This window comes from Saccharopolyspora sp. 6M (assembly GCF_020176775.1).
In the GTDB taxonomy this organism is placed as follows: domain Bacteria; phylum Actinomycetota; class Actinomycetes; order Mycobacteriales; family Pseudonocardiaceae; genus Saccharopolyspora_C; species Saccharopolyspora_C gregorii.
Window position 1 is genome coordinate 1 of sequence record NZ_JAIUJZ010000125.1, and the last position, 10,559, is coordinate 10,559.

Annotated in this window: 11 protein-coding genes and 1 pseudogene; 2 read left to right on the forward strand and 10 right to left on the reverse strand. The window is 73.1% G+C overall.

The genetic code is table 11. The features are described 5' to 3' along the window. Window positions 1–145 precede the first annotated feature (145 nt). The 3 genes from LCD31_RS17325 to LCD31_RS17335 form a co-directional block, all read right to left on the reverse strand. The gene (locus tag LCD31_RS17325; RefSeq protein ID WP_224959444.1) at window positions 146–1,414 is read right to left on the reverse strand and encodes a deoxyguanosinetriphosphate triphosphohydrolase; all 1,269 of its coding nucleotides are present in this window, start codon (window positions 1,412–1,414) and stop codon (window positions 146–148) included. Between the two features lie 79 nt (window positions 1,415–1,493). After that, window positions 1,494–2,150: a YdcF family protein gene (locus LCD31_RS17330; RefSeq protein ID WP_224959430.1), complete on the reverse strand. Its 657-nt coding sequence runs from the start codon at window positions 2,148–2,150 to the stop codon at window positions 1,494–1,496. Between the two features lie 25 nt (window positions 2,151–2,175). Further along, window positions 2,176–3,561, reverse strand: a complete 1,386-nt coding sequence (locus LCD31_RS17335; RefSeq protein WP_224959431.1) for a glycine--tRNA ligase — start codon at window positions 3,559–3,561, stop codon at window positions 2,176–2,178. Between the two features lie 544 nt (window positions 3,562–4,105). Between LCD31_RS17335 and LCD31_RS17340 the strand changes: the two genes are divergently transcribed. Both LCD31_RS17340 and LCD31_RS17345 read left to right on the forward strand, forming a co-directional pair. Further along, window positions 4,106–4,609: a metalloregulator ArsR/SmtB family transcription factor gene (locus LCD31_RS17340; RefSeq protein ID WP_224959432.1), complete on the forward strand. Its 504-nt coding sequence runs from the start codon at window positions 4,106–4,108 to the stop codon at window positions 4,607–4,609. Next, a complete protein-coding gene (locus LCD31_RS17345; protein WP_224959433.1) occupies window positions 4,606–5,025 on the forward strand; it encodes a Fur family transcriptional regulator in 420 nt (139 codons plus the stop codon). The genes LCD31_RS17340 and LCD31_RS17345 overlap by 4 nt, the downstream gene beginning before the upstream one ends. Window positions 5,026–5,032: 7 nt before the next feature. Here the strand turns inward: LCD31_RS17345 and LCD31_RS17350 are convergent, their stop codons facing one another. From LCD31_RS17350 to LCD31_RS17380, 7 genes and pseudogenes are all read right to left on the reverse strand, one after another. Beyond that, window positions 5,033–5,812, reverse strand: coding sequence for a TIGR03943 family protein (locus tag LCD31_RS17350; protein ID WP_224959434.1), 780 nt, complete (start codon window positions 5,810–5,812; stop codon window positions 5,033–5,035). Further along, window positions 5,812–6,768: a permease gene (locus LCD31_RS17355; RefSeq protein WP_224959446.1), complete on the reverse strand. Its 957-nt coding sequence runs from the start codon at window positions 6,766–6,768 to the stop codon at window positions 5,812–5,814. The genes LCD31_RS17350 and LCD31_RS17355 overlap by 1 nt, the downstream gene beginning before the upstream one ends. Before the next feature lie 372 nt (window positions 6,769–7,140). Continuing rightward, a complete protein-coding gene (locus LCD31_RS17360; RefSeq protein ID WP_224959436.1) occupies window positions 7,141–7,578 on the reverse strand; it encodes a hypothetical protein in 438 nt (145 codons plus the stop codon). Next, a complete protein-coding gene (locus LCD31_RS17365) occupies window positions 7,575–8,423 on the reverse strand; it encodes an isoprenyl transferase (protein WP_224959438.1) in 849 nt (282 codons plus the stop codon). The genes LCD31_RS17360 and LCD31_RS17365 overlap by 4 nt, the downstream gene beginning before the upstream one ends. 54 nt (window positions 8,424–8,477) lie before the next feature. Then, a complete protein-coding gene (locus LCD31_RS17370) occupies window positions 8,478–9,077 on the reverse strand; it encodes a GNAT family N-acetyltransferase (protein WP_224959440.1) in 600 nt (199 codons plus the stop codon). 152 nt (window positions 9,078–9,229) lie between these two features. Further along, window positions 9,230–10,027 (reverse strand): annotated as a pseudogene (recO, locus tag LCD31_RS17375) (DNA repair protein RecO); the annotation flags it as partial. A 76-nt stretch (window positions 10,028–10,103) separates the two neighbouring features. Further along, window positions 10,104–10,433 (reverse strand): DUF2752 domain-containing protein, encoded by a 330-nt coding sequence (locus tag LCD31_RS17380; RefSeq protein WP_224959442.1) that lies wholly within the window; start codon window positions 10,431–10,433, stop codon window positions 10,104–10,106. Window positions 10,434–10,559: the final 126 nt, after the last annotated feature.

The window sequence follows — 10,559 nt, forward strand, 5'->3', positions numbered from 1 at the left end:
CGCGCGCCCGCCGCGCGCCGCCCCCCCCCCCCGGCCCCCCCCCCCGCCCCCGCCCGCGCCCCCCCCCCCCCCCCCCCCCCCCCCACACGCTGCGTGAACACTATGCCGGACGACCGGGCGTACGCACCCCCCGATCGGACCTATTTCACACAGACTTGGTGTCTCTGTGTACATGGCGTGCATGCCAGGACACCGCCTGCGCATCGGTCAACGACGCCACCTGGTCCAGCACCACCCGCAACCGCTGCGCATCGTCCGACGCCGCCGACCACGCCGGGGCCAACGCCGGGTCCAGCGACTCCGGGGCTCGCGCCGCCAGCACCGCGACCAGCTCCGCCAGCAGCTCCCGCTGCCGCTCCTGCATCCGCAACCGGCGCGGATCGCTGAGCACGAAGTGCACCGCCACCGCCTTGAGCACCGCCACCTCGGCCGCCACCTCGCGCGGCACCACCACGTCCGCCGCGTACCGGGTCAACGGCCCGGCGCCGAACGCCTCCACGGTGCCCGTCACCGCCGCCGAGGTGAACCGGCCGACGAGTTCGCTGGTCAACCGCTTCAACGCCACCTGCGCGGCCAAGGTGCCGTCGTAGTCGGCGACCGCGGCCACCGCGGGCAGCACCGCCAGCCCACCCGCCGCCGCGTCCAGCTCACCCGCATCGCCGTCCGCCCAGAAGTGCTTCGCCGCCAGCCGCACGATCTCCGAGCGCTCCTCCGGCCGGGACAGCTCGTGCAGCGAGATGCGGCCCGAGTGCACCCCGTCCTCCACGTCGTGCACCGAATAGGCAACGTCGTCGGCCCAGTCCATGACCTGCGCCTCCAGGCAGCGGCGTTCTCCCACCGCGCCCTGCCGCATCCAGTCGAACACCGCCAGGTCGTCCGGGTAGGCGCCGAACTTCACCTGCCCCGGCCGGCGCGGCCACGGGTACTTCGTCGCCGCGTCCAAGCAGGCCCGGGTCAGGTTCAGCCCGCTGCCCGCACCCGGCTCGCCCGGCAGCTTCGGCTCCAACCTGGTCAGGATCCGCAAGGTCTGCGCGTTGCCCTCGAACCCGCCGCAGGCGCCCGCGAGCTCGTCCAACGCCTGCTCGCCGTTGTGCCCGAACGGCGGATGACCGATGTCGTGCGCCAACCCGGCCGTGTCCACCAGGTCCGGGTCCGCGCCCAGGGTCACCGCGATGCCGCGGCCGATCTGCGCGACCTCCAGCGAATGCGTCAGCCGGGTGCGCGGCACATCGCCTTCTTCCGGGCCCATCACCTGCGTCTTCCCGGCCAGCCTGCGCAGCGCGGCCGAGTGCAGCACCCGCGCCCGGTCCCGGGCGAACGGGCTGCGCGCCTCCCGGTGCGCGCCGGGGAAGGCCGCCTTCGGCGCTTCGGGGGCCGACCGGGCCAGGTCGTGCTCGTCGTAGCCGGGGCACAAGTCGTTCACCGCGCCCAGCCTACGGCCTACCCCCGCCCTGCCAGCCGGAACGCGGCGGCAACGGCCGGTGAACGCCGGGTCAGCTCAAGCGGTCGCTGAGGACCTCGGCCGGGGCGTGCGTCAACCGGTAGTACAGCAGGCCACCGGTCTCCCGGAAGATGTAGTGGAACTGCGTCGCCCGGGTCTGCACCATCGGCCCCGAGCGGGTCGGCGACGCCCACGCGTCCAACCCGAAATCACCGGCCATCGTGCGGGCGCGCAACGAGTGCCACGGGTCGCTGACGATCAGCGCCGAGCTCCAGCCGCGTTCCCGCGCCAAGGTCGCGACCGCCTTCATGCTGCCCAGGGTGTCCGCCCCGGTCTCCACGTCGGTGATCTTGTTCTCGGGCACGCCCTGCTCGGCCAGCCACAGCCGGCCCGTCTCCGCCTCGGTGTACTCGTCGCCGACCTGGCTGCCGCCGACGGTCACCACGTGCTCGGTCAGGCCCTGCTCGTAGAGCTCCAGGGCCTGCTCCAGCCGCGCGCGCAGCACCGGGGTGGGCTTGCCGTGGTACTGGGCCGCGCCCAGCACCACGATCATGTCCACCGGGCGGCGGTCGTCGCTGCGCGCCACCTGCCACACGCGGAAACCGGTACCGCCCAGCAGCAGCAGCACCATCAGCACCGCACCGAGCACGGTGCGGCGCAGCACCCGGCCGGTGCTGGAACCACGGGGGGCGGTACCGGTCTCAGTCATGGGCTCGTTCCGGTGCCGGGGCCGCTCAGCAGCCGATGAGGCGGACGGCGAGGTACTCCTCCAGCTTGTCCATCGCCACCCGCTCCTGGGACATGGTGTCGCGCTCGCGGACCGTCACCGCGTGGTCGGACAGCGAGTCGAAGTCCACCGTCACGCAGAACGGGGTCCCGATCTCGTCGTGCCTGCGGTAGCGGCGGCCGATCGCACCGGCGTCGTCGAACTCGATGTTCCAGTTCCGGCGCAGCTGCGCGGCCAGGTCCTTCGCCTTCGGCGACAGCTCGGCGTTGCGGGACAGCGGCAGCACCGCGGCCTTCACCGGCGCCAGCCTGCGGTCCAGCTTCAGCACGGTGCGCTTGTCCACGCCGCCCTTGGCGTTCGGCGCCTCGTCCTCGTGGTAGGCGTCCACCAGGAAGGCCATCATCGGACGTCCCACGCCCGCCGCCGGTTCGATCACGTAGGGACGGTAGCGGGAGTTGCTGGCCTGGTCGAAGTACGACAGGTCCACGCCCGAGTGGTTCGAGTGCGTGGTGAGGTCGAAGTCGGTGCGGTTGGCGATGCCTTCCAGCTCACCCCACTCGCTGCCCGCGAAGCGGAAGCGGTACTCGATGTCGACGGTGCGCTTCGAGTAGTGCGACAGCTTGTCCTTCGGGTGCTCGAAGAGCCGCAGGTTGTCGCGGTCCACACCGAGGTCCACGTACCAGTCGGTGCGCGCGTCGATCCAGTACTGGTGCCACTGCTCGTCCTCGCCCGGCTCGACGAAGAACTCCATCTCCATCTGCTCGAACTCGCGGGTGCGGAACACGAAGTTACCGGGCGTGATCTCGTTGCGGAACGACTTGCCGATCTGGCCGATGCCGAACGGCGGCTTCTTGCGCGCGGTCGTCATCACGTTCGCGAAGTTCACGAAGATGCCCTGCGCCGTCTCGGGGCGCAGGTAGTGCATGCCCTCGTCGCTCTCGACCGGGCCGAGGAACGTCTTGAGCATCATGTTGAACTCGCGCGGCTCGGTGAACTGGCCGCGGTTGCCGCAGTTCGGGCAGGGGATCTGGGACAGGTCGCCCTCGGCGATCTCCTTGCCGGTGCGCTCGGCGAACTCCTCCACCAGGTGGTCGCCGCGGAAGCGGTGGTGGCAGGAGGTGCACTCGACCAGGGGGTCGTGGAACGCCCCGACGTGGCCGGAGGCGACCCACACGTCGCGGGGCAGGATCACCGAGGAGTCGAGGCCGACGACGTCGTCGCGGCCCTGCACCATGGACTTCCACCACTGGCGCTTGATGTTGTCCTTGAGCTCGACGCCGAGCGGCCCGTAGTCCCACGCCGACTTCGTACCGCCGTAGATCTCCCCGGACGGGAAGACGAAGCCACGGCGCTTGCACAGGTTGACGATCGTGTCGATCTGATCGGCGGGCACGGTCACTCCGGAATCTCAGGTCGAGGGACTCGACGATTGCTTCGGGCCGAGGCTCGACCGCGCAGGTCGGGCTCGGCGAGGGCTCCATCTGCGAGCGGGCCCGGCGGCGCTGCGCCGGTCCCCGCCGCTCGTTCCGGTCGGGGGCTCCGGGGCCTGCACCTCCCCGGGGTCGGTGAGGTCCTCCCGGCATCGGAGTCCGGCTTCCGACGATCTCCGATGCTGCGCAGGCCGCACCTGCGCACGCGTCCCGTTCCTGGGGTTTCCCAGCGTACCGATGAGGTCGCTCGCACCGGCGGCCCCACCCGCCTCCCGCGCGCCGCGGGACGGTCCCGGTCACCCGTCCGGTGCGGTCAGCGGTGCTGCGCTGGCGGGATCGCGCCCGCCCCGGGCCGCTCCCGCGAGGTGCCTACCCGTTTCGCCCGACCCGTAGGATGGGCCGTGGCAGAGGGCACCGCCGCGCCCCGCGCGGGACGCGTCCTCCGCAGCAGCACCGCCGACCGGACCGCCGGTGCGGCAGCACTCCAGGCACGCCGGAAAGGACACCATGCCCGCCGTCAGCCCCGATCCCCTCGCCGGATCGACCGGCTCCGAGCCGGTCGAGATCGCGTCGGCGGCCGGGACGGCGAGCGGCCACCCGGATCGCGCCGAGGAGCACGTGCACTCGCCGGAGCGCGAGGCGCCGCGCCTGGTCCCGGTGCACGACCAGCAGACCCTGGTCGAAGCCGGGGAGCTGCTGCGGGCGCTGGCCGCGCCGGTGCGCATCGCGATCGTGCTGCAGCTGCGCACGGCCGAGCGGTGCGTGCACGAGCTGGTGGAGGCGCTCGGCGTCACCCAGCCGCTGATCAGCCAGCACCTGCGGGTGCTGAAGTCCGCGGGGGTCGTGCACGGGGAGCGGCACGGGCGCGAGGTCGTGTACCGCCTGGTCGACGAGCACCTGGCGCACATCGTCGTGGACGCCGCCACGCACGCGGAGGAGCTCTCCGGAACCCGTCCGCGCGGACGCGGCGCACGTCCGGCCCCCGAGAACGAGGAAACGGAGACAGCGTGACCACCGGTGAGCGTTCCGCGGCCGGCGTGCCGGGCCTGCGGGCAACCAAGCAGCGAGCGGCGGTCTCCCGCCTGCTCAGCGAGGTCGACGACTTCCGGTCGGCGCAGGACCTGCACGAGCAGTTGCGGCGCCGCGGCGAGGGCATCGGCTTGACCACCGTCTACCGCACCTTGCAGACCTTGGCCGACGCTGGCGAGATCGACGTGCTGCGCACCGACTCGGGCGAGGCGATCTACCGCCGCTGCTCCGCCGAGCACCACCACCACCTGGTGTGCCGGCACTGCGGCCGGACCGTGGAGGTCGCGGACCCGCCGGTGGAGGCGTGGGCGGAGCGGATCGCGGGCGAGCACGGCTTCTCGAACGTGGGTCACACCGTCGAGATCATCGGCGTGTGCCCGGAGTGCGCCGCCGAGTGAGCCCCGCTCAGTACTCGTAGGGGTCGTCCGGCGCCGGGATGCCGCGGGCCCCGGTGATGTCGAAGGTCGGCACCTGGCCGTTCGCCTCGGTCGCGCTGCCCGCCCGCAGCGTGCCGGTCACCTCGATCCAGCTGTCCTGCGGGGTGGTCGCGAGCGCGTTCGCGGCGGGTCCGGCCAGGTCGATCAGCACCGGTGAGGCGTCGGCCGCGCAGCAGCTGATCCGCATCCGCGCGAGCTGGGTCCGCGCCGGGCCGTCCGCCGGGTGCACCACGAAGCCGCGCAGCCGCACGGCCCGCTGCTCCAGCGCACCGCTGCCGTCCCACACGACGCGGGTGATGAACTCCGAGACGCTCAGCTCCGGTGCCGGCCCCGGCGGCAGCTCGTCGAACAGGGCGCTCGCCCCGGTGGGCCGCTCGGGTGCCGCGGTCTGCTGGCCGCGGCCGATGGAGTCGGCGCCCAGCGCGGGCGGGGCGACCAGGAAGATCGCGAACACCGGGAGCAGCAGCATCCACGGGCTCCGGTCGCGGTACTCGTGCGCGGCGTGCTCGGCCGGCTCGTGCGGTTCGGGCGGGGCGGCGAACGGGTCGTCCGCCCGCGCCCTGGCCCGCGCCGCCCGGATGTCGCGCACGATGGCGACGGCGGCCAGCAGCACCATCACCACCCCGGTGCCGATCAGCCACGGGAACAGCGCCGGTTTGACGTAGCGCAGGTAGGTCCCGGTGAGCGCGATCTTGAGCAGGGCGCCGCCGAGCAGCACCAGCAGCAGGTTCTGCGTTTCGCGCCGCATCACGCGCCTCCCAGCAGCAGCAGGCCGACCAGCACCGAACTGGCGACGGCGACCACGAACGTCAACGGGGCGAACCGGAGGGCGAAGGACCGCCCGAAGGTGCCCGCCTGCAGGGCGATGAGCTTGATGTCCACGGCGGGCCCCACGACCAGGAACACCAGCTTCGGGATCAGCGGCATCCCGGCCATCGCGGCGGCGACGAACGCGTCCGCCTCGCTGCACAGCGCCAGCACCACCGCGAGCACCGCCATCACCAGCACGCCGAGCACCAGCTGCCCGCCCAGCGAGCTCGTCCACTCCGCCGGGACCAGGACGTTGAACACCGCGGAGGTGAGCCCGCCGAGCACCAGGAAGCCGCCGGCTTCGACCAGGTCGTGCCGGGCGGTCTCGGCGAACAGCGCCCACCGGCCCGCACCGCCCGGTGCGCGCCGCTCGGCCCGCCGCAGCACGCGGTCGGCGATCCACTCGGCCTTGCCCACGCGCAGCCACAGCCAGCCCATCGCGCACGCGGTCAGCAGCGACCCGAGGAACCGGGCGAGCACCATCATCGGGTCACCGGGGAACGCGACCGCGGTCGAGACCAGCACGATGGGGTTCACCGCAGGCGCGGCGAGCAGGAACGCCAGCGCCGCGGCGGGTGCGATGCCCTGCTGCATCAACCGGCGGGCCACCGGCACGGAGGCGCACTCGCACCCGGGCAGCGCCACCCCGGCCAGCCCGGCGACCGGCACCGCGGCGCCGGGGCGCCGGGGCAGCATCCTGCGCAGCGCGCTCGGCGGCACGAACGCGGCGATCGCCCCGCTGATCAGGACGCCGAGCACCAGGAACGGCAGCGCCTGCACGCACACCGCGACGAACACGGTCGATCCGGTGCGCAGCCCCGGCACGTCCAGCAGCGCGCTGAGCTGCGCCTGGAACAGCAGCGCGAGCAGCAGCAGCGCGCACAGCACTTCCATCGAGGTGACCCGGCGGCGCCGCACCGGACCACCGCTCGGACTCCCCGGGTCGCTCCCCGGGCGGAGGGTCGTGGTCACCGGCTCATCGTGCCAGCCGCACATGACCATCGTTGCCACCTGTCCTGGCCCCGGGACCACCGGTTCCCACCCGCTCGGGCGGCCGATCACCCGTTCCGGCCCGCGGATCGGCGACGGGAGGTGATCTCCGGTGGCGCGGTTCATCCCGGATCACCCGGGTTCGGCCGTATCCGGCGAAGTCCGGGCCGCCCGGCGCCGACTCGCCGCCCGCGTGTCGGCCGAACCACCCCGCGCAGCACGACGCCCCACCCGGAACCGGCGCGGTTCCAGGGGGGGCGTGCGCGGTACGGCGGTTCAGTCGGCGGCCGGGGTGTCCTCTTCGACCTCGGTGAGCAGCTCACCGCGCAGCTGCGACGCGGTCGACACGACCAGCATCAGCAGCGTGCCCAGCGGCTGCTGCTCCATGCCCTCGGCGGGGAACGCGTAGCGCAGCGTCACGTCCATGCCGCGCTCGGTGCGCACCACGCCGAGCGTGCCGAACAGGCCCTGCCCGGCACGTTCCGCGGCCGACTGCGCCAGCTTCTCGTCCAGCGGCAGGTCCCACGCCACGACGCAGGTCAGGCTCAGCACGGTCAGGCCCTCGGCGAGCTGCATCGCCTGCACCGCGCACGGCACGTCGCCGTGCCGCAGCGTCAACGCGCCGTCGTCGTCGACGTTCACCTCGTGGTAGGTCTCCAGCGCCTCTTTCGCCGCGGTCAGCAGTTCCGCGGTAGTGGCGGCCTCCTGGGTCATGAGATGCCCTCCTGGGCGGTTTCAGTGGTGCTCTCGTCCTGCGCGGCACGATCGACGGCGCCGCCGAAGCGCCGGTCGCGGCGTGCGTACTGCTCGCACGCGCGCCACAGGTGGCGACGATCCACGTCGGGGAACAGGGTGTCTTGGAACACCAATTCGGCGTATGCGGACTGCCAGAGCAGGAAGTTGGAAGTGCGTTGCTCCCCGGACGGCCGGATGAACAGGTCGACGTCGGGCATCTCCGATTGGTAGAGGTGCCGGGACACGGTCCGCTCGTCCACCTTCTCTGGATTGATCTTGCCTGCGGCGGCCAGCCGGGCGATCTCACGAGCGGCGTCGCCCACCTCGGCCCGGCCACCATAGTTCACGCACATGGTCAAGTTCATGACTTCGTTGCCACGAGTGCGCTCTTCCGCGGCCTGGAGCGTGTTCACGACGCTGCGCCACAGCCGCGGCTTGCGACCGGCCCAGCGCACCCGCACGCCGAGCTCGTCGAGCTCGTCGACGCGCCGGGCGATGACGTCGCGGTTGAAGCCCATGAGGAACTTGACCTCCTCCGGGCTGCGCTTCCAGTTCTCGGTGGAGAAGGCGTACAGCGACAGCCACTTCACGCCGATCTCGATGGCACCCCTGGCGAGCTCCAGCACGACCTGCTCGCCCCGCTTGTGCCCCTCGACCCGGGGCAGTCCGCGTTCGTTGGCCCAGCGACCGTTGCCGTCCATCACGATGGCCACGTGCCGCGGCACCAGCTCGGGCGGCAGGGCGGGCGGGGTCGCACCGGAAGCGTGCGGGGCAGGCGCCTTCACGCTCGGGTCGTCGCTACCGCGTCCACGGCGTCGCAGCATGTGTGCCTTCTCCTTTGCTCTGCGGCCGGGCGCCCATTCTCCCGGACCCGCATGTCACCCGTTCAGTGGTGTCCCGTAGCGGACTTCGAGCCGGGTGTCCGACGGCAGCCGGACCATCCCGATTCGCTGGTAGAACGCTTGCGCCCGGGTGTTGCTCGGGTTCACGCCGAGCTGCACGCCCGGTGATCCGGCGCGCGCCAGCTGCTGGAACACCGCCTGCATCAACCGCTTTCCCATGCCCTGCCCGCGGACTCCGGCGACCAGGTTGATGTGCAGGTGCGAGGGGAACCGGTCCAGCTGCGCGGGCAGCATCAGCCGCGGCCGGTGCAGGAACGCGCGCAGCTGGCTGTCCGCGTCGCGGCCGTCCACCACCCGCGAGGAGGGGTGGCTGGCGGCGAACCGCGGTGCCCACTCCAGCTGCCAGCGCGCGTAGAACTCCTCGGTGTGCAGCGCGGCGACGACGTAGCCGAGCACGGTGCCGCGGCCTTCCACGACGAAGGCCAGTTCGGGGTGCAGCAGCAGGTAGGGGTCGGCGAAGACGTGGGCGACCAGGTCGGGCTCCCGCAGGATGTGGTGCACGGGTTCGCCGCCGTCGCCGGTGGCCACGCAGATCCGGTGCACCGCTTCGGCGTCCCGGGGGCGCCAGCTGCGCACGATCAACCGGTGGCCCCGTCCGCCGTTCCCGGGATCGCGGTGGCCCGGTGGACGGGATCCGCTGCGGCCGACTCCCCAGCGACCGGTTCCCCGACGGCCGACTCCGCTGCGGCTGATTCCGCTGCGGCCGATCCGGCAGCGGTCGTTTCCTCGGCGGTGGGTTCCTCGTCCACCGCGGCCGCGCGTTCGCGGATGAGCTCGGGCACCACCGGGCGGTGTTCCTGGCGCTCCACCAGCGGCAACGAGCGCAGCTGCCGCTCCAGGTGCCACTGCAGGTGCGCGGCGACGAGCCCGCTGCCCTCCCGGCGCACCTGCTCGGTGGTCCGCTCGGCGGCCGGCCAGTCGCCGTGCATGAGCGCTTCGAGCAGCGGCAGCGTCTGCTGCGCGGGGCGCGCCGAGCCGGTGGGGCGGCAGTTCACGCACATCGCACCGCCGCCCTGCACGTTGAACGCGGCGTGCGGGCCCGCCTCCCCGCAGCGCGCGCACTCGCTGAGCGCGGGGGCCCAGCCCGCGTAGGACATGGCGCGCAGCAGGAACGCGTCGAGCACCAGCGACGGGTCCCGCTCCCGCCCGGACAGCGCCCGCAGCGCGCCGGTGACCAGCAGGTACAGCCGCAGCACCGGTTCGCCTTCCTCGGCGGCGAGCCGGTCCACGGTCTCCAGCACGGCGCAGCCCGCGGTGTAGCGCTGGTAGTCGTCCACGATGTGCACGCCGAACGCGTCCAGCGTCTGCACCTGGGTGATCACGTCGAGGGTGCGCCCGGTGTGCAGCTGCACGTCCACGTGGCAGAAGGGTTCGACCCGGGCACCGAAGCGCGAGGTGGTGCGGCGCACGCCCTTGGCGACGGCGCGCACCTTGCCGAAGCGGCGGGTGAGCAGGGTGATGATCCGGTCGGCCTCACCCAGCTTGTGGACCCGCAGCACGACGCCGGTATCCCGGTAGAGGCTCACCCCGCCATCGTCCCACTACCGGGCGACCCGGCTGCTCCGGGTGAGCGTCCGGCCGGAACGCCGGGTGCCCGCGGGATCAGGCCCGCAGCGCCTCGAAACCGGGGAGGTTGCGCACCACGCCCCACACCACGGCGGCGGCCAGCACCGCGTTCGCCGCCCAGCGGCCGGGGCGGCCGACCAGCCAGGGCGACGGGATGCCGCGGACCTCCTGGCGCGCCGAGGCGATCAGGAACAGCACCGCCACCGGCAGCACGAGCACCAGGGCGAAGGCGTTCAGGTCGACGGCGCGCGCCAGGTCGCCGTGCAGCAGCGCGCCGAGCATCCGGCTGCCGCCGCAGAACGGGCAGTCGAAGCCGGTGAGGAACAGCAGCGGGCAGGGCAGCGGGACGAGTCCGGCGCTCAGCACCAAGCCGAGCGCCCCCGCCCCCCCCCCCCGGCGGGGGGGGCGGGGGGGGCGCCGGGGGGGGGGGGGGGGCGCGCCCCCCCCCCCCGAGGGCCGCCGCGGGTTAGCCCGGCAACCCCCCCAAGGGAG

What these genes read in the sequence shown, in the direction of transcription:
- LCD31_RS17355 (WP_224959446.1), bottom strand. Translation starts at nt 6,768, where the DNA reads ATGGAAGTGCTGTGCGCGCTGCTGCTGCTCGCGCTGCTGTTCCAGGCG.
- LCD31_RS17350 (WP_224959434.1), bottom strand. Translation starts at nt 5,812, where the DNA reads ATGCGGCGCGAAACGCAGAACCTGCTGCTGGTGCTGCTCGGCGGCGCC.
- LCD31_RS17365 (WP_224959438.1), bottom strand. Translation starts at nt 8,423, where the DNA reads ATGCTGCGACGCCGTGGACGCGGTAGCGACGACCCGAGCGTGAAGGCG.
- LCD31_RS17330 (WP_224959430.1), bottom strand. Translation starts at nt 2,150, where the DNA reads ATGACTGAGACCGGTACCGCCCCCCGTGGTTCCAGCACCGGCCGGGTG.
- LCD31_RS17340 (WP_224959432.1), top strand. Translation starts at nt 4,106, where the DNA reads ATGCCCGCCGTCAGCCCCGATCCCCTCGCCGGATCGACCGGCTCCGAG.
- LCD31_RS17360 (WP_224959436.1), bottom strand. Translation starts at nt 7,578, where the DNA reads ATGACCCAGGAGGCCGCCACTACCGCGGAACTGCTGACCGCGGCGAAA.